Source organism: Brevibacillus laterosporus, from assembly GCF_030489605.1.
GTDB lineage: Bacteria > Bacillota > Bacilli > Brevibacillales > Brevibacillaceae > Brevibacillus_B > Brevibacillus_B laterosporus_E.
The window spans coordinates 211,319-229,931 of record NZ_JAUKFY010000002.1; the positions used below are offsets into that span (position 1 = coordinate 211,319).

Here is an 18,613-nt window from a genome sequence, read left to right on the forward strand (position 1 = left end):
ATACTTGCGGTACTGTCTGCTGTAAGATATACTTGGGAAACATCCGGTGTCATGTTCATGCCGCGATAGTAGTGTAAAAACATTCAGTTTCGTTACCATTGAAAAAATATCACGATTGCGCCATTCAGTATTTACTCCCACCAACGGTTTACAGTCGCCAAAATGATTAATATTTTCATTTTCTAGCCAACTGGGTGTGTACGTATTCCAGAAAAGATTAACGCTTTGAAAATAAGACCACAACGTTTTTCTGGTGCTTTCCGGTTGGCACAAAATATATTTTCTTTAATGTATGGTTACTCTGAATCGTAAAGGTATAGTTTATTTGAGAGGGATGCTTTTTCAACGCAGGGGCTTGTTCCTTTTGTTCTAGGCAAGTTTGTTCAATAGGGACAGCATTATCTTGTTTTGTTACTATTTGTTTTTCCATTGGCATTTTTTCTGTTTCTTCCTTGCGAATGGCACTTGCCTTACTTTCGAGCATCTGTTCAAAAAGGGCGGGTTCATGAACAGGGAGCAGAGGTTGAGTTGCTTCATTTGCGATATTTTCAGGGAGGGGTAATTTCTTCTCGGAAATGACTCCGTACATATAACAAGTTAAGCTGTTCATTTCATAATATTGCTTCCATTCGTTATACAGCTCAGATGCCATTTTTTCTACGAAAGCAAGGAAGAGAGTGGCTTGCTTAGTAGCAAGACCGATAAGTAAATTTCGGGGATAAAGATAGGTGCGATCTCGCCGAGCACTTTTGCCCCCATCTTTTACCTTGAGCTGTCCAGATGAGAGCAGGTAGAGATTCTCCTTAACCGGATCACTTTGTTCAGAACTTATTTTTTTTAAGATGGAAAGTATCTGTATTAGCTTCAACAATAATTCTTTAGGTATGATCTTTGATTGTAGATATTCACGCAAATCAATTTCGGTAATTTGTTTTAATACATTGTAATTGTTGTCGCTCTCAGAGCTGGCTGGGAGTAAGTCCGTATGTTGTCCAACTGGCAAAACGCAATCCTTACCTTCACAATCCTTTTGCTCTCCGGACATCTTGGCGAAAATACTATTCATTAATTCGAGGACATCCCCTTTTTTCTCTGTGTCTATTGATTGTACCGGGGTCGGATTTACTACTTCCACATCTTGATTTACTTTTGGGATTACCCAAATGAGAGCTAGGCATTTAAGGAAATTGTTATACTCCAAAAGATCCCCTCCTTACTGCTGCATTGCAGTATATTTGATACCTTTATTAGATGCACCAACTCCCATAGTCGTTCATAAAATAGTCGCTTGTACGTTTGATATTAGCCCTTAAGATTCTATAACGAAGAACTATACATCTATATCTATGTGTGATAGGCTAACATTAAAGTATTTGGCATTTTTTATAACACGACGTTACCAGGAGGTTCAGGTTTTCCATGAAACTTGCAAATCGAGTCACAGTTCTTTCTCCATCTTCTACTTTGGCTATTACGGCGAAAGCAAATGAAATGAAGCGGCAAGGGATTGACGTTGTTAGCTTTGGAGCGGGGGAGCCTGACTTTAATACCCCGGAGCATATCATTGAAGCAGCAGAAAAAGCGATGCGCGAAGGAAAAACCAAGTATACTGCAACAGCCGGTATTCCTGAATTGTTACAAGCCATCAGCAACAAGTATCAGCAGGAATATAATTTGACTTACAGCACCAAGCAAGTCATTGTGACCAATGGGGGAAAACATGCCTTATTCAACTTGTTCATGGCGTTGTTAAACCCTGGTGATGAAGTGATTGTTCCAATCCCTTATTGGGTGAGCTATCCAGAAATGGTTAAGGTAGCAGAGGGGGTTCCTGTTTTTGTTGAAGGAAAGGAATCCAATAATTTCAAGGTGACAGCCGAGCAAGTAAAACAGGCTATTACCCCTCGGACACGTGCTCTCATTATAAATTCTCCAAGTAATCCTACCGGTAGTATTTATACACGTAAGGAATTGGAAGAAATTGTTGATGTTTGCTTGTCACACAATGTGTTGATGGTTTCTGATGAAATTTATGAAAAGCTGATCTATGATGGTCATGAAGCCGTTACGGTAGCCTCATTTGGCAAAGAAGCCTATGAAAACACAGTGATTATTAACGGAATGTCTAAACCATACTCCATGACAGGCTGGCGGATGGGGTACGCTTTAGGGAATGAGAAATTGATTCGAGCCATGGTTGATTTGTCGAGCCATAGTACATCTAACCCGACTTCTTTTGCTCAATATGGAGCACTAGCGGCATTGACAGGACCTCAAACTTCCTTGGAAATGATGCGAGGCGAGTTTGTGAAGCGCCGTGATCGTGTAGTCGATTTATTAAATGAAATCGAGGGTGTAACATGCCTAAAACCAGAGGGAGCCTTCTATGTTTTCCCGAATGTTGCTAAAGCCATGGAAAAACAAGGCTTTACTAATATAGATGACTGGAGCAAAGCGTTATTAGAGCAACAAAATGTGGCTTTAATCCCGGGCAGTGGCTTTGGATCTCCTGAAAATATTCGAATTTCTTATGCAACATCTATGGAACAATTGGAAAAGGGCATTGCTCGTATTAAGCAATTCGTGGAAGGAAAGTCTCTCTAAGGAGGGGCTTTTTTTCCATGCCAAAAAAGTAGCAAGAACAATCGTTGAAATTAGTAGAGAGAGGATAGTATAATTGTAAGGGTTATCTGGTACAGATAAATGGAGGTCTTATTATGTCATTAATTACAATTGCTCAGGTCGGCCAACATGTCGGGGAAGAAGTCAAGATAGGTTGCTGGCTATACAACAAGAGAAGCAGTGGAAAAATTCAATTTCTCCAACTGCGTGACGGCTCCGGATTTATTCAAGGGGTTGTAGTAAAAGCAGAAGTAAGCGAAGAAGCTTGGAACAATGCGAAAGAACTAACACAGGAAAGTTCTTTGTACATAACAGGAATGGTACGCGCAGATGATCGTGCTCCAAGCGGTTATGAGCTGACGGTAACAGGAGTAGAAATTATTCAAATTGCCCAAGATTACCCGATTTCTCTTAAAGAGCATGGGGTAGATTTCTTGATGGATAACCGTCATCTATGGTTGCGTTCTCCACGCCAGCGTGCCGCGATGGCTGTTCGCTCCGAAATTATTCGTTCCGTGTACGAGTTCTTCCAAATCAATGGATTTTATAAAGTAGATCCGCCGATTTTGACACCTACATCTGCTGAAGGAACAACTAACTTGTTCCATACGAAATATTTTGATGAAGATGCTTATCTCTCCCAAAGTGGTCAGTTGTACATGGAAGCTGCTGCAATGGCTTTAGGGCGTGTATTTTCGTTTGGTCCTACATTCCGTGCTGAGAAATCCAAAACACGTCGTCACTTGATTGAGTTCTGGATGATTGAACCGGAAATGGCATTCGTTGACCATGAGGAAAGCTTGCGTATTCAAGAAAATTTTGTATCACATGTTGTTCAGTCCGTATTAAATAACTGCCAACGTGAGCTTAAAACACTTGACCGCGATACCACGAAGCTGGAAAAGGTTAAAGCACCATTCCCGCGCATTACGTATGATGATGCGATTAAGCTTCTTCAAGAAAAAGGCAGCGAGATTAAATGGGGCGATGATTTTGGCGCACCAGATGAGACCGCAATTGCTGAGCATTTTGATATGCCTGTTTTCATTACGCATTATCCTGCTGAAATCAAGGCATTTTATATGAAGCCGCATCCAGATCGTCCAGAAGTGGTTCTTTGTGCTGACTTGATTGCTCCAGAGGGCTATGGAGAGATTATTGGCGGTAGCCAGCGTATTGATGATCCAGAATTACTAGAAGCACGTTTTAAAGAGCATAACCTCTCTGAAGAAACCTACAAATGGTATATGGATCTACGTAAATATGGAACAGCACCTCATTCTGGTTTCGGCTTGGGCTTAGAGAGAACAGTGGCATGGATCTGTGGATTGGATCATGTACGTGAGACAATTCCATTCCCGCGTCTATTGTATAGACTATACCCATAATAGATTGTTTATCAATCAATAAACTTTTAATTTGTTAAATAGTAGGAAAACCCCTTGTTCAAAAAAATAACAAGGGGTTTTCCTCTTTTCTAATGTTTAAAACTACTTAATTTAACGAAAAAACGGCCAGAAATGTAGAAATGACGAAAAAACAGTTGAATGTGAGAATGAAAATCATTTATAATACTCTTTGGATGATGGTTAATGAAAATCAATCTCATTTGTAATAATTTGTAATATAAACAAATACATAATTGATCCATAACACGAAAATAGAACGATTAAATAATAGAGATCACATCAGTTGCTAATGTCATACGGGGGGAACTATGAAAAAGAGATATTTATTTTTAGCATTAATCATCCTATCCATGTGTTCCTTATTTATTGGAGTCAAAAACATTACTCCACTTGACATTCTAAATTTTAAAAATGAGCAAGTTGAAATTTTCTTAATCAGCCGTGTTCCACGACTAGTTAGCATTATTGTGGCTGGTATAAGCCTTAGTATCTGCGGCTTAATCATGCAGCAGATCACCCGTAATAAATTCGTATCTCCTACTACTGCAGGAACGATGGACTGTGCTCGATTAGGCGTGCTGGTATCACTCATGCTATTTACTACAGAGAGTCCGATCGTAAAGATGATTGTCGCATTCATATTTGCCTTAGGCGGCACCTTTATTTTTATGAAAATCCTTAAAAAAATAAAGTTTAAAGACAACATCTTTATTCCATTGGTAGGTATCATGTTTGGTAATATTATCAGTTCTATAAGCACTTTCTTTGCTTATAAATATGACCTGATACAAAATATATCCTCATGGTTACAAGGGGACTTCTCCATGATCATGAAGGGAAGATATGAGCTTTTGTATATCAGTATCCCCCTTGTCATTATCGCCTTTCTTTATGCGAATAAATTCACGGTCGCAGGGATGGGCGAAGAATTCGCGGTTAATCTAGGGCTTAACTATCAGCGTGTGATCAATATCGGATTAATCATCGTTGCTATGATTTCCTCTCTGGTATTGCTCACAGTCGGAATGATTCCATTCCTTGGTTTAATTATTCCGAACATCGTTTCCATTTATCGCGGGGATAATCTACGGAACAGTCTACCGCATACAGCCTTACTCGGAGCCGTATTTGTCCTAGCATGTGATATATTAGGGCGTATCGTAATTTTTCCTTATGAGCTCTCGATTGGACTTATGGTCGGAGTTATCGGCAGTGGAATCTTCCTGTACTTACTCATGAGGAGAAATGCATATGCAACAATGTAGAAGAATGTTGGGCATCCTTGCGATGATCGCAATCGTCTTGATTGGATTATTTATTTTCTACAAGATGAATGCGAACAATTGGGATTATGTTCTTCCCAAACGCAGTAAAAATGTACTTGCTATTTTATTGACTGGGGGAGCGATTGCGTTCTCATCTGTTGTTTTTCAAACGATAACGAATAACCGAATCTTAACTCCTAGCGTCATCGGGTTGGATTCGCTGTATATGTTTATCCAAACATTGGTTATTTTCATATTTGGTTCAATGCACATCACAATCATGAATAAAAATGTTAACTTTGTTCTTTCAGTAGGACTCATGATTGTATTCTCAAGCATTTTATTTAAAACGCTGTTTAGAGGTGAGGGAAGGAATATATTTTTCTTGCTTTTAGTGGGGATTATCTTTGGAACCTTTTTCTCCAGTCTATCCTCGTTTATGCAAATGTTAATTGATCCAAACGAATTCCAAGTCATTCAGGATAAAATGTTTGCCAGCTTTAACAGTGTAAATACAGATATCCTGATACTATCTGTGATTGGAATAGTCTTAGCTGGCGGTTATGTTTTTAAACAGTTAAAATTCCTTGATGTATTGTCTTTAGGAAGAGATCAAGCGATTAATTTAGGAATTAACTACGAGCGAGTTGTGAAAAGATTACTGATCGTAATTGCGGTGCTAGTTTCTATTTCAACCGCATTAGTTGGTCCAATTACCTTTTTGGGATTATTGGTAGCCAATTTGGCACGGGAATTCTTAAAGGTGTATCAGCACAAGTATTTGCTAATTGGTTCTATGCTGATTAGTACCATTGCTTTAGTTGGCGGACAGTTCATCGTGGAGCGGGTTTTTCAATTCTCGACACCGCTCAGTGTCATCATCAATTTCATTGGTGGTATGTACTTCTTATATCTGCTGTTAAAGGAGAATAAAGCATGGTAGAAGTTAAAAACGTCACAAAATTCTATGGGAATAAGCCTGTTGTTGAAAATATATCGGTGAAGATCAAAAAGGGAAGCATCACCTCCTTTATCGGTCCCAACGGTGCTGGGAAAAGTACATTGCTGTCCATGATCAGCCGCTTGCTCAAGAAGGATGAAGGCGAGGTTTTTATTGAAGGGCAGGAAATAAGTAAATGGAACAGCAACGATTTAGCCAAGAAGATTTCGATTTTAAAACAGTCCAACCATATTAATATTCGCTTAACTGTGAAAGAATTGATCAGTTTCGGTCGTTTTCCTTATTCACAGGGTAATTTATCGCCGGAAGATTGGAAATATGTCGAAGAAGCGATTGCTTATATGGAACTGGAGGAGATGCAGGATAAATATTTAGATCAATTAAGCGGTGGACAAAGACAGCGAGCTTATATCGCAATGGTAATCGCGCAAAACACGGATTATATCCTGCTGGATGAGCCACTTAATAATTTGGATATGAAGCACTCGGTGCAAATCATGAAAACACTGCGACGTTTGGTAGCTGAATTAGGCAAGACGATCATCATTGTCATTCACGATATTAACTTTGCTTCCTGTTACTCCGATTATATTGTTGCATTAAAAGACGGTAAAATCGTCAAAGAGGGCTCGACCCAAGAAATCATTAACCCTAAGGTCTTGCAGGACTTGTATGAGATGGATTTCAATATCCAAAACATCGAGGGTAATGACATTTGTGTCTATTTCGCTTAACAAAGAATATCAATGAAAACCATTTACAAATCGTACTGATAACGTAAACGGATGTAGTTGGATTCATGAAACAAAGACCTGAAAATGATGGCAAAACTGGCCTGCCGATGTGGGAAACCTTTTTTCCTTCCTTTCTTAACGTACGGAAAAGACCTGCGGGTTGTTTCCGAGCTGGGTAATACCTAATGACAAGCATCCTGTCGTCACTCAAGCAGGGGGATCACGGACCGCGAAGTAATGCAGGGACGTGAATTGACATAGGACACTTGGAGGAAGAGAAAGAAGGTACAAAGCAGGCACAGATAAGTTTACCCTTTGTTTCATTAGCGGAAGGAAGAGCAGGTTTTCCTAGCAAATGATCTGTTCTACATCTTGTTTCAAAAAATTTATAGAGGTGAGAATGTTGAAGAAATTAGCAATGGTATTTGCTACATTTATGCTAGCATTGGTTACTGCAGCTTGCGGGTCTAATAATGCTACAGATAAAACATCTGGTGCTCAACCAGAAGCAGCAAAACAAGCAGCTGCTCCTGCGGAAATTACTGTAAAACACGAATTGGGTGAGACAGTAGTAAAGAAAAATCCACAAAGAGTCGTTGTGTTTGACTTTGGTTCCCTTGATACTATGGATGCATTCGGCGTAGAACCAGTTGGTCTTCCACAAAAAAGCCTACCTAGCTATCTAGATAAATACAAAGATGAAAAATATATCAATGTAGGCGGTTTGAAAGAGCCTGACTTTGAAAAAATTCATGAAGCAAAACCCGATTTAATCATCATTGCTGGTCGTCAATCCGATAAGTATGAAGAATTTAAAAAGATCGCTCCAACAATCTATATGGATGTTGATTATAAGAAATACATGGAATCCTTCACTACGAATGTAAAAACATTGGCTCAAATTTTTGATAAAGAAGCAAAAGCTGATGAAATGCTAGCTAAAATTGAAAAAGAAATCAAAGACCTAAATGAAAAAACAAAAGCTGACGAGAAAAAAGCTTTAGTTATTCTTGCTAACGATGGCAAAGTAAGTGCTTATGGTGCTACTTCACGCTTTGGTATTATTCATGACTTGTTTGGTTTCAAACAAGCAGATGATAAAATCGATGCATCTACACATGGACAAAGTGTTTCTTTCGAGTACATCTTGGAGAAAAACCCTGATTACATTTTCGTAGTTGACCGTACTGCGGCTATTAAAAAAGGTGAATCCTCTGCGAAACAAGTAGTAGAAAATGAAATTGTTAAGAAAACGAATGCAGTTAAAAACAATAAAGTCATTTACCTAGATCCAGGATACTGGTACCTATCTGGTGGCGGATTAGAATCTGTATCTGAAATGGTAAAAGAAACAGCTGCTGTTTATAAATAAAAAATAAAATAGCACTGAAGAAACGTTACAGCTAGTAGAAATCCCCCTTTCTACTAGCTGTTTTCTTTTTCAGCTTTTTGTATGGCAAGAAAGATCCTCCAATGGTGTATGTGTTTTTTTACTAGGTGAATTTGCCTGTCCTTGTTATAATAGGGGAGAGGTGAAAGCACGACATGGATCGACAAATAAGACAATTGATACAAGAGGGTTCTACGTCCGTATCTAATTTATTATTAAAGAATTATAAACGTATGTCATTAGCGGACGAAGAAATGATGTTAATTATCCACCTCTTGTCATTTCAACAAGAAGGGAATCAATTTCCCACCTTATCGCAGCTTGAGGATCGGCTCTCCATGTCTGGATTGCGTTTAATACAATTGTTGCAGAAAATGATGAAGGATCAATGGATCAGCATTGATGAGAATGTTGATGAACAAACAGGCTTTCGTTCGGAAAGCTACAATCTTTCTGTTGTCTATGACCGTTTGTTTGAATGCTTGAAGCAAAGCTATCAAGTACAACGTGAAGCATTTAGTGATTCCAGACAGGAAGTGGCAGTTACTTCTCACATGGATATTCCGGGCGGACCTGCTGATACGATGCTATTTACATTGGATGAGGAACAGCAGCCAGATAGTTTGTACACACAATTTGAACAAACATTTGGTCGGCCGCTTTCTCCGATTGAGGTAGAAACATTACAAATTTGGGTGGAAGAGGATAGATATGCAGAAGAGCTAATCATAGCTGCCTTACGAGAGGCACAGTCTGTTGGTAAGCTATTTATCCGCTATATTGACCGTATCTTATTGGAGTGGCAACGCAATCAGGTCTGCTCTGTTGAGGAAGCGAGAGAGTACAGTCAGCGATTTCGTCGCCAAGTAGCTGTAAAAGAGGGACGGTAGGTAAGTAATCAGAAATTATCCAGGCTACAGGATAAAAAAATAGAGATAAAGAAAAACCCCTTTACGCAATCGATAAAAGGCTGTATGTCTTGATGCTCTTTATCGATGCGCAAAGGGGTTTTTGTATTCCTTGGCTTTATCGTAAACAGCCAATAAGATTGCCAAGTGAGAGCATTGCATGATTTGGATGGGAACAACCTAGTAGGTATGCACCCATCAACCGGTTAAGTACATAGAATATAACAAGTAAAGGAGGGATAACTAATGGATAATCGAAAGCAGCTAGAACTGAATACTGAGGGAGGGCCGTTTGTTTTCTCGGCCATGTTTGATTTGCAAGCCTCAGGGGGCCAAAATGACTGCCGGGTGATCCCTGATGCCGTGTTATTGGAGGGACTATATCCAAAAAGGGCGAAAGAAAAGCAAGAATTACTTAATCAGTGGAAAGAAATGCAGCAGCGTTTGGATCAGTTAGAGAAGGAGCGAATCGCATGGCAGGAACAAATTAAAGAATATCAGCAGGTAATGGCTACGATGGAATCCAAAATGGCAGCGATGATAAATCGATGGGAGATGTTACAGCACAATAGCGAAAAATGGAAACAGCAAGTGGAGAAAGTAGTTCTTCAATGGAACAAGGAACGAGAACAAATTTATCAGATTGTGCTTGCCATTAAAAAGGAATGGGAATCGAACAGAGCATGAGGATTGCAATCATAAGTCCTGGCCCTTTTTCTGTTCCACCTGTTCGGGGCAGTTCAGTTGAGTTGGATATTGATGAGGTAAGTAAAAGATTAGCACTGTCTCATGATATCGAAATCTACACAAGAACCTGTAAAGATTACCCACGGTCAGAACGAGATGGCAGAATCAAGTACATTCGGATATCTTATCTTGGACAAAAATCTTATATTAAGCAAGTAGCAAGTCGAATAAAAAAAAACAAGCCTGATTTAATTTTGATAGAGAATCGTCCAAGTTTTGTTTCTATAATGCGCAAGGCTTGTGAAGATATACCTATCGTGCTTAATATGCATTCTCACGTATTTGCTTCACGAAAGGTGATTTCGCCTCTCCGTATGAAAAAAGTGAAAAAGCAGGTAGATTGTTTGATTACCAACAGTAACTATCTGCGACGATATCTGATCAAGAAACATGGTATAGCAAAACAGAAGATACACGCCGTTCATCTTGGAGTAGATGTTGCCACTTATTCACTGTCTAAGGAGGGACAGAAGATCATTTCTGAAAAACGAAAATCTCTGGGTTATCAACAGCACCATCGCGTGATGATGTATGCCGGACGATTAATGCACGAAAAAGGGGTGCATCTCTTAATTCGTGCCTTCAAACAGATCGCTAAGCGAGACCAGCATGCACGTCTTCTGATAGTTGGTGGAAAAGGGTATGGAAACAATCAGGAAAACAAATACGTGCGCTATTTAAAAAAATTGGCTAAACCCCTAAAAGAGAAGGTGCGTTTTGTTAATTTTATCCCTTCAAAACAGATGCCAGAGTGGTATCATATCTGTGATATTGTAGCTACCCCATCCGTTTGGAACGAGCCGTTTTGCCGGGTTAATATAGAGGGAATGGCGGCAGGAAAGCCTATTTTAACTTCAACAAAAGGAGGAATAGGAGAGGTGGTTGAACACAATGAGACCGGCTATCTCATTCCTCCTAAGGAATGGGTGAAAACCATACCAGACCTTTGGGAACAAATGTGGAATTCTGCCTCTTTCTTTACATCCTTTGCCAATCGTTCGATATTACGAGCAAGTGAATTTACATGGGAAAAAACAGCTAATGAATATCTGGAGGTTTTCAATAAGGCAATTAAGATACGTGAACAGAAAAAACAGCGCCCACGCAAGAAAACGTAGGCGCTTTTTACATAGGCATCCGCCACTATTTGGGTAATTATAGCCAATCACCCAAACCGTTGCTATCCCTGTGCATACAGTATAGATATCTCTATGGAACAGGGGTGAATGTCATTTGAAAGGGTTAATTTTATGCGCTGGCCGTGGCACACGACTATATCCACTTTCCTATTCACAGCCCAAGACACTCCTACCTGTAGCTAATCTACCGGTGATCCAGCACTGTTTGCAAAAGTTACTCGATGTCGGTATCAGGGAAATAGGTATCGTAATTAGTCCAAACCAATTGCAAATACCCGCGTATGTTGGGGATGGACAAAAATACGGCGCAGTGATTAGGTATATTGAACAGCAGGAACCATTGGGCATTGCCCATGCTGTTTCTTTAGCTGAATCCTTTATCGCTGAAGAAAAGTTTGCTTTGTTTTTAGGGGATAACTTAATGATGGAATCCTTGCATAATTTACACGACAGCTTTATTAAGACAGATGCCTACGCTGCCGTTTTATTAAGCGAAGTAGAGAAACCTCAGGATTTTGGCATAGCTGAAGTGCAAGGAGAGCAAATCCAGTCCATTGTTGAAAAGCCGCAGTTTCCCAAAAGCAATTTAGCTGTAATCGGAGCCTATTTTTTTACCCCTGCTATCTTTCAAGTAATTGCTGGATTACAACCATCTAAGCGGGGCGAATATGAAATTACTGATGCCATTGCCGCGCTTTTACAGCAAGGTAAAAAGGTAGTACATTCTACAACCAAGCTACCTTATTCCGATGTAGGGACGATGGAGAGATGGTTGGAGGCTAATCGCTGGATGCTAGACAAATCTGTTGGAACTGAGGTGCAAGTAGGAGAGGGAAGTCGGATTGATAATTGCGAGATTATAGGCCCAGTGATGATAGGTGAAAACTGTAAATTGTCTAACTGCACAATTGGGCCTTATGTATGTATCCAAAATGGAGCGGAGGTAAGAAATTGCCAAAGAATTGAAAACAGCATTTTATTAGAAGACACCAAATTAGTAAATTTGGATTGTTACATTCATGACAGTATTTTTGGACGCTCGTCTTATTTAGTTGGGGGAGTACCAAATGTTTCACGACAGGACATGGGGATATTTATTATGAGTGATCATTCGACGATAACACTACCTGCGACAAGGAGAATTGAGGTTTCATGACTGATATAGATGATAATGCAGTTATCCCCATGTTTACTGTCGTAATACCCACCTATAATCGATCGGATATGCTACAAAAGGCGATAAAAAGTGTCTTGAAGCAGACCTGTGATGATTGGGAAATACTAATCATTGATGATGCTTCTACGGATAGTACGGAGGAAATTGTCGCTAACCTTTTTACTCATTCGAAGATTCGATACTATCGTATGGATAAGAATTCAGGAATATCGAAGGTCATGAATATGGCATTGGAACTGACACGCACCCCTTATCTTATTCAATTGGATTCCGATGATTGGTTAGCCAAACGTACTTTGGAGAGGTTTAAACAAGCAATTTTGAAAAATCAACACAGTATAAAAAAGGAAAAATGTGCTCTGTACTATGGAAATATGAATGTGTGGCGTGTTTATAAAGGTAAATATCGTAAGCGAAAAGGCATTAGACATCGGCAAATTAGAGGGAAGTATGATTTTTTACAATATGATGGATGGATGGTTGCACCGCGTTGTTATCGCGTGAATGCCTTGCAAGAGGTAGGGGGATGGGATACCTCAGACAAATATGGTGGCAGAATTATGGAAGATCGTCGAATGATTTTACGATTGATTGAAAAGTATCCCGTTCAGCATATAGATAAGACGTTATATAACAGAACAAAGCATCAAAATCAATTGACAGAGCCAGGATCGATTCGAAAACGTAATTATTTACGAAGGCAAACGTATGAATATTATTTAAAGAGATGGGGGAATAAATATCGTGCAATTTATGGCAAGAGAGGATGTTTTCTAGTCATTAAAGAACTAGAGAAGCGCAAAAAGAAAAGAGGTCATCGCAAATGAGGAAAAAAGCTGTGGTGACTGGCTGCGCGGGATTTATCGGCTCTCATTTGACCGAGCGATTGCTGGCAGACGATTATGAAGTAATTGGTGTAGATAGCATGCTTCAAAACTACCCATTATCTTATAAGGAACGAAACATCAAGTATAGTCTGCAGGATTCCCGATTTCATTTTATCAATCAATCCATCCAGGATGTTGACTGGTCTTATCTGTTAAAGGGTGTTCAGTATATTTTCCACCTGGCTGCCTTACCTGGCGTGCGAGCAAGCTGGGGGGATGCTTTTCAGGAGTATGTCAATCACAATGTGACCGCTACCCAAATCCTATTAGAAGCTAGCCTTACTCATCAATCATTGCGAAAAATTGTGCTTGCCTCCTCCTCTTCTGTTTATGGCACAATGCAAGAAGGATTAACACAAGAAACAGCTCCGCTTGAACCACTTTCCCCTTATGGTGTAACCAAAGTCTCAATGGAGTATTTGATGCAAGCTTATGTGAAAGCCTATCAATTACCAGTGGTTGCACTCCGTTATTTTACCGTATATGGCCCCAGACAGCGTCCTGACATGGCCTTTCATCGTTTTTTTCGAGCTATGATGCACAAAGAGCCCATACAAATTTACGGGGATGGTAGTCAAAGCCGTAACTTTAGCTACGTACACGATGTGGTGGAAGCCAATCTGTTGGCGAGTGAGTTCGGTCAGGCGGGGAAGATTTATAACATCGGTGGAGAACGAGAAATTAGCTTGTTAGAGGCCGTTTCGCTTATGGCAAAGATCATGCAAGTGGAGCCGGATATTACCTTCACAATAGCAGAAAAAGGTGATTCGAGGCGTACCTGTGCTGATATATCCCTAGCAGCTCAACAGATTGGCTATCGTCCACATACCTCGTTGGAACAGGGGCTCTACCAGCAATTTCAGGATATTAAGAAGCTGTACCAGGGGGGATGAAAGCATGCATCGCGTTCTTTTATATCGGCGAATTTATCTTCCAAGAAGTGAAACCTTCATTTACGAACAATTGATTGGACATACACAGGTGGAACCGTTAGTAGTAACGAGGAGTAAACCGATTAATGTGGATCAGTTTCCTCATAAGTCTATCTTCGTAAAAAAAAAGATAACGAATCTCCATCATTGGGTGAAGAAAAAACAGATTAAGATACTTCATGCTCGATTTGGAACAGGGGGACTTGATTTACTGCCGGTTGCCAAGCGTTCCAAATTACCCTTACTTGTGTCATTCCACGGAACGGATGTATCACGCAGGCCCAATGTTGATCCTAAATATAGGCGAAAATTAAAGCAATTATTTCGGAGAGGAAGCGCATTCACAGTCGTAAGTGAGCACATGAAAAAAAAGGTAATAAAACTAGGATGTCCGAAACACAAAATAACATTGCTGCGATCAGGAATTGACCTTCAAAAATTTTCCTATCAGGCTATGCAACCTGTTTGGAATCATTCCTATAAATTTTTAAGTATTGGGCGACTGGTAGAAAAAAAAGGAATGGATACGCTCATTCGCGCCTTTCGACATGTACACAAGGTTTTTCCAAATGCTACGTTAACAATAGTAGGGGAAGGGGATCAGCAAAAGAAACTAAAAAAATTGATTAAGCGCTACAAGTTACAAAATAGTGTGGTGCTTAAAGGCGGTGTCAGCCACCCTCAAGTAGCTGAGGAGTTGGCTCATTGTCATATGTTTGCACTTGCTTGCAAAACGGCGAAAGATGGCAATCAAGAGGGGATTCCTAATGTGCTAATGGAAGCCATGGCTACAGGAAGACCGGTTATTTCTACAAACCATGCTGGGATTCCGGAACTGATAGAGCATGGTGTAAGCGGGTTGCTTGCTCCCGAGGGGTCACCTCGCAAATTTGCCGAAATGATGATTCGTATGATCCAGGAAGAAGAGCGGTGGATAGAATACACCTTGAATGCACGTGTGAAAGTGGAAAAACAACATGACATTAACAAGCAACGTAAGGTTTTGGAAAACGTATATATACGACTAATAAAAGAAAACCAGTAGGCACTTAGCAACCAAGTAACATGAATATCACCAAATCATGGCGGAGGTGTCAGCATGAAAGTAGCCGTCATTGGAACTGGATATGTAGGAGTTACAACAGGGGTCGCACTAGCAATGGCAGGACATGAAGTGACGGGAGTGGATGTAGACGAAGAAAAGATACGCTTGTTGCAAACCGGCAAATCACCCATATATGAACCGGGATTAGACGAAGCTCTGATTGATGTGATAAGCAGAGGAAATCTGGAGTTTACTACTGATCATACAGTAGCTATACTTCCAGCTCAGATCATATTTATCTGTGTAGGCACCCCTTCCGATCAGGAGGGAAGGGCTGATTTACGTGTTTTTAAGGATGTAATAGATCAGGTTTACTACATGCTTCGTCACGATGATGACGAACGCGTATTAGTCATCAAGAGTACAGTACCTGTAGGTAGCAATGATCAAGTAGCAGAGCTTTTTTCCGATTGTCCACAGATACACGTTGTCTCTAACCCAGAATTTCTACGGGAGGGAAGCGCACTACAGGATTCATTAAAGCCAGCCCGCATCGTAATAGGAGCTTCGTCTACTCAAGCTTTTGAACGGTTGGAGGAATTATACAAAAACATTGAAGCACCACGGATTAAAACAAGTCGGTTAAATGCAGAAATGATAAAATATGCTTCTAATGCTTTTTTATCTATGCGAATTTCTTTTATGAATGAACTGGCACGGCTAAGTGATAAGCTGGGAACAGATATTTCGATTATCGCTACTGGAATGGGGCTTGATTCCAGAATTGGTCCGGAATTTTTACGAGCAGGCTTGGGGTATGGGGGTTCTTGTTTCCCTAAGGATACTTCAGCGTTACTCGCAATAGCTGAAGAGAAAAATGAACCACTGAATATTTTGAATCAAGTAGCTAAGGTAAATGAGCAACAGCCTGCCTGGTTTTTGCAAAAAGTCGAACAACGCTTAGGAGACTTGGCTAACAAGCGAATTGCTTTATTAGGTTTATCTTTTAAACCAAATACCGATGATATCCGAGAAGCTCCTGCACGAAAATTGCTAACGATCTTACAAGAAAAAGAAGCGCTCATCACTGCTTATGATCCTGTCGCTGTGCCTAACATGCAACGCGTTTATTCTGACGTGCAGGTAACTTATACCCGAACAGCTTATGAGGCTGTGAAAGGAGCAGATGCGGTTATTCTTTGCACGGAGTGGGGAGAGTTTCTTGAATTAGATTATGAACATGTGTACCACATTATGAGGCAACCTCTGATCTTTGATGGTCGCAATGCATTACCCCACTCTGAGTTGAGAAAAATTGGATTTGAATATGTAGGGATTGGAAATCAAGTGGGGAGCCTGGTGTAGAAGCCAGGTTTTTTCTATTGGGACCCCATTTTTTTCTTCAAGGATTCGTTTTGTTCATTTCCAGTGGTGGCAGAAGTTCGCAAAGAATTGAATCAGAGCTTCGCTTGGTGTACGATGGAGAATAGTACCAGTTTTTCTGATGGCTCTGCCTATTTTCCATAAAAAGGAGTGTGCATTACCGTGAATAAAAGCAAAACATTACCCAAACGAAACGAAGTACCGGACCAATTCAAATGGAAGCTAGAAGACATTTATGCTTCCAATAACGATTGGGAAAAAGACGCAGAGCTGGCAAAAACCTTGATTCAGAAAGCGCAAAGCTTTAAGGGGAAATTAGCTGATTCTGGGAAACAATTGTTAGAAGCGCTGACATTAATGGATGAGCTGTCTCAATTGATAGAAAAACTGTACGTGTACGCTCGCATGAGAAGAGATGAGGATAATGGAAACTCTACATACCAGGCTTTAACAGATCGGGCAACCTCTCTATCTACGCAGGTCTCCAGTGCATTGGCATATATTCAGCCAGAAATTTTAGCAATAGAAGATGAGCGTCTCGAGGCTTTACTAAACGAAGAAAGTGGTTTAGATCATTACAGAAAATTTTTAGAAGTGGAGATCATTCGTTATAAGCCGCATACGTTGTCTGCAGAAGAAGAGGTTTTGCTTGCTGAAATGCGTGAGATTGCAGGTGCTCCTTCCAACATTTTTACGATGTTAAACAATGCAGATATTAAATTTCCAATGGTTACAGATGAAAATGGCGAAGAGGTTGAACTAACAAAAGGTCGATACTCTCAATACATGGAAAGTAAAGACCGTCGAGTGCGCCACGATGCTTTCAAAGCCTTGTATGAAACCTACCGAAACCATAAAAACACAATTGCAGCAACATTGATTGCAAGCGTAAAACGTGATGTGTTTTATGCACGTACCCGGAAGCATTCGTCCGCATTACAGGCGTCTTTATTTAACGACAATGTAGATCAATCCGTATACGACAATCTCATCGCCACCATCCATAAGAATTTGCCTGAACTACAGCGTTATTTAGATTTACGCAAAAAAATGTTGGGTGTAGATGAGCTTCACATGTATGATTTATATGTTCCGATTGTAGCAGAAGCGAATATGGAAATTCCTTATGAAGAGGCTGTTAAAACAGTGGAGGACTCATTGGCTCCACTTGGTGAGGACTATGGAAAGGTGCTGCATGAAGGATTCACTTCCGGATGGGTAGACGTCTATGAAAATCAAGGCAAAACGAGCGGTGCTTATTCGTGGGGGACATATTCTGTTCATCCTTACGTGCTAATGAATTATCAGGATAACCTAAATAACATGTTTACGTTAGCACACGAAATGGGCCATGCCATGCACAGCTATTATTCGCATAAAAACCAGCCATACACCTATTCTCAATATCAGATCTTTGTAGCAGAGGTAGCGTCTACATTAAATGAAGCCCTGTTAATGCAGCATTTACTTGCTCAAACGACTGAAAAAGAAAAGCGCATGTATCTGCTCAACTACTACTTAGAGCAGTTTAGAGCGACTGTTTTCCGTCAGACCATGTTTGCTGAATTCGAAAAAATGATTCATGCTACCATTGAAGAAGGGCATGCGCTGACAGTAGACTCTCTTTCCAGCATGTATCGTGAGCTAAATGTGAAATATTTCGGAGATTCTGTGGTAATCGATGAGGAGATTGATCTTGAATGGGCAAGAATTCCTCATTTCTATAACAATTTCTACGTGTACAAATATGCTACCGGCTTCTCAGCTGCTACTTCACTGTCGAAACAGATTTTGGAGGAGGGTGAACCAGCGGTCGAGCGCTACTTGAACTTCCTATCTAGTGGGGGTTCAGATTACCCTATTGAATTATTGAAAAAAGCTGGAGTCGATATGGCAAAACCAGAGCCGATCGAGGAAGCAATGGAAGTCTTTAAAGGCTTGTTAGATGAATTGGAGCAATTAGCTTTATCGAAATAGAAGCGTTGAATCAACTTACAAAGGGGAGGGTGTGTAA

General features: G+C 40.3%; 16 protein-coding genes. 15 read left to right on the plus strand and 1 reads right to left on the minus strand.

What is annotated here, in order from left to right; genetic code table 11:
* Positions 1–217 precede the first annotated feature (217 nt).
* Complete coding sequence (locus QZ995_RS02895; RefSeq protein ID WP_301802786.1) at positions 218–1,201, minus strand: hypothetical protein; 984 nt, start codon at positions 1,199–1,201, stop codon at positions 218–220.
* Between the two features lie 218 nt (positions 1,202–1,419).
* Here QZ995_RS02895 and QZ995_RS02900 point away from each other — a divergent pair, with 218 nt between their 5' ends.
* The 15 genes from QZ995_RS02900 to pepF all read left to right on the plus strand — a co-directional run bounded on the left by QZ995_RS02900 (position 1,420) and on the right by pepF (position 18,576).
* Positions 1,420–2,604 (plus strand): pyridoxal phosphate-dependent aminotransferase, encoded by a 1,185-nt coding sequence (locus QZ995_RS02900; protein WP_301802790.1) that lies wholly within the window; start codon positions 1,420–1,422, stop codon positions 2,602–2,604.
* 113 nt (positions 2,605–2,717) lie between these two features.
* Complete coding sequence (gene asnS, locus QZ995_RS02905; protein ID WP_301802792.1) at positions 2,718–4,010, plus strand: asparagine--tRNA ligase; 1,293 nt, start codon at positions 2,718–2,720, stop codon at positions 4,008–4,010.
* Between the two features lie 329 nt (positions 4,011–4,339).
* Positions 4,340–5,296, plus strand: coding sequence for an ABC transporter permease (locus QZ995_RS02910; RefSeq protein ID WP_301802794.1), 957 nt, complete (start codon positions 4,340–4,342; stop codon positions 5,294–5,296).
* Positions 5,283–6,239, plus strand: a complete 957-nt coding sequence (locus QZ995_RS02915) for an iron chelate uptake ABC transporter family permease subunit (protein ID WP_301802795.1) — start codon at positions 5,283–5,285, stop codon at positions 6,237–6,239. The genes QZ995_RS02910 and QZ995_RS02915 overlap by 14 nt, the downstream gene beginning before the upstream one ends.
* The gene (locus QZ995_RS02920; protein WP_301802796.1) at positions 6,233–6,991 is read left to right on the plus strand and encodes an iron ABC transporter ATP-binding protein; all 759 of its coding nucleotides are present in this window, start codon (positions 6,233–6,235) and stop codon (positions 6,989–6,991) included. The genes QZ995_RS02915 and QZ995_RS02920 overlap by 7 nt, the downstream gene beginning before the upstream one ends.
* A 403-nt stretch (positions 6,992–7,394) precedes the next feature.
* Entirely contained in the window at positions 7,395–8,363 is a 969-nt protein-coding gene (locus QZ995_RS02925) for a siderophore ABC transporter substrate-binding protein (RefSeq protein ID WP_301803197.1), read from the plus strand.
* A gap of 173 nt (positions 8,364–8,536) precedes the next feature.
* A complete protein-coding gene (locus tag QZ995_RS02930) occupies positions 8,537–9,271 on the plus strand; it encodes a DnaD domain-containing protein (protein ID WP_301802798.1) in 735 nt (244 codons plus the stop codon).
* Positions 9,272–9,535: 264 nt separating this feature from the next.
* A complete protein-coding gene (locus QZ995_RS02935) occupies positions 9,536–9,976 on the plus strand; it encodes a hypothetical protein (protein ID WP_301802799.1) in 441 nt (146 codons plus the stop codon).
* Positions 9,973–11,154 (plus strand): glycosyltransferase family 4 protein, encoded by a 1,182-nt coding sequence (locus QZ995_RS02940; protein WP_301802801.1) that lies wholly within the window; start codon positions 9,973–9,975, stop codon positions 11,152–11,154. The genes QZ995_RS02935 and QZ995_RS02940 overlap by 4 nt, the downstream gene beginning before the upstream one ends.
* 115 nt (positions 11,155–11,269) lie before the next feature.
* Positions 11,270–12,331 carry a glucose-1-phosphate thymidylyltransferase gene (locus QZ995_RS02945; RefSeq protein ID WP_301802804.1) on the plus strand — a complete coding sequence of 354 codons (1,062 nt, stop codon included), beginning with the start codon at positions 11,270–11,272 and terminating at the stop codon, positions 12,329–12,331.
* On the plus strand, positions 12,328–13,179 hold the full coding sequence (locus QZ995_RS02950; RefSeq protein WP_301802806.1) for a glycosyltransferase family 2 protein: 852 nt from the start codon (positions 12,328–12,330) through the stop codon (positions 13,177–13,179). Before QZ995_RS02945 ends, QZ995_RS02950 begins: the two co-directional genes overlap by 4 nt.
* Positions 13,176–14,132 carry an NAD-dependent epimerase/dehydratase family protein gene (locus QZ995_RS02955; RefSeq protein WP_301802808.1) on the plus strand — a complete coding sequence of 319 codons (957 nt, stop codon included), beginning with the start codon at positions 13,176–13,178 and terminating at the stop codon, positions 14,130–14,132. Before QZ995_RS02950 ends, QZ995_RS02955 begins: the two co-directional genes overlap by 4 nt.
* A gap of 4 nt (positions 14,133–14,136) precedes the next feature.
* On the plus strand, positions 14,137–15,216 hold the full coding sequence (locus QZ995_RS02960; RefSeq protein WP_301802812.1) for a glycosyltransferase: 1,080 nt from the start codon (positions 14,137–14,139) through the stop codon (positions 15,214–15,216).
* A 54-nt stretch (positions 15,217–15,270) separates the two neighbouring features.
* Positions 15,271–16,581 carry a UDP-glucose dehydrogenase family protein gene (locus tag QZ995_RS02965; protein ID WP_301802814.1) on the plus strand — a complete coding sequence of 437 codons (1,311 nt, stop codon included), beginning with the start codon at positions 15,271–15,273 and terminating at the stop codon, positions 16,579–16,581.
* 180 nt (positions 16,582–16,761) lie between these two features.
* Positions 16,762–18,576 (plus strand): oligoendopeptidase F, encoded by a 1,815-nt coding sequence (gene pepF, locus QZ995_RS02970; protein ID WP_301802817.1) that lies wholly within the window; start codon positions 16,762–16,764, stop codon positions 18,574–18,576.
* Positions 18,577–18,613: the final 37 nt, after the last annotated feature.

Excerpts from the sequence above, each read along its gene's own strand:
- QZ995_RS02900 (WP_301802790.1), top strand. The coding sequence starts at position 1,420 with ATGAAACTTGCAAATCGAGTCACAGTTCTTTCTCCATCTTCTACTTTG.
- asnS (WP_301802792.1), top strand. The coding sequence starts at position 2,718 with ATGTCATTAATTACAATTGCTCAGGTCGGCCAACATGTCGGGGAAGAA.
- QZ995_RS02910 (WP_301802794.1), top strand. The coding sequence starts at position 4,340 with ATGAAAAAGAGATATTTATTTTTAGCATTAATCATCCTATCCATGTGT.
- QZ995_RS02915 (WP_301802795.1), top strand. The coding sequence starts at position 5,283 with ATGCAACAATGTAGAAGAATGTTGGGCATCCTTGCGATGATCGCAATC.
- QZ995_RS02920 (WP_301802796.1), top strand. The coding sequence starts at position 6,233 with ATGGTAGAAGTTAAAAACGTCACAAAATTCTATGGGAATAAGCCTGTT.
- QZ995_RS02930 (WP_301802798.1), top strand. The coding sequence starts at position 8,537 with ATGGATCGACAAATAAGACAATTGATACAAGAGGGTTCTACGTCCGTA.
- QZ995_RS02935 (WP_301802799.1), top strand. The coding sequence starts at position 9,536 with ATGGATAATCGAAAGCAGCTAGAACTGAATACTGAGGGAGGGCCGTTT.
- QZ995_RS02940 (WP_301802801.1), top strand. The coding sequence starts at position 9,973 with ATGAGGATTGCAATCATAAGTCCTGGCCCTTTTTCTGTTCCACCTGTT.
- QZ995_RS02950 (WP_301802806.1), top strand. The coding sequence starts at position 12,328 with ATGACTGATATAGATGATAATGCAGTTATCCCCATGTTTACTGTCGTA.
- QZ995_RS02955 (WP_301802808.1), top strand. The coding sequence starts at position 13,176 with ATGAGGAAAAAAGCTGTGGTGACTGGCTGCGCGGGATTTATCGGCTCT.
- QZ995_RS02960 (WP_301802812.1), top strand. The coding sequence starts at position 14,137 with ATGCATCGCGTTCTTTTATATCGGCGAATTTATCTTCCAAGAAGTGAA.
- QZ995_RS02965 (WP_301802814.1), top strand. The coding sequence starts at position 15,271 with ATGAAAGTAGCCGTCATTGGAACTGGATATGTAGGAGTTACAACAGGG.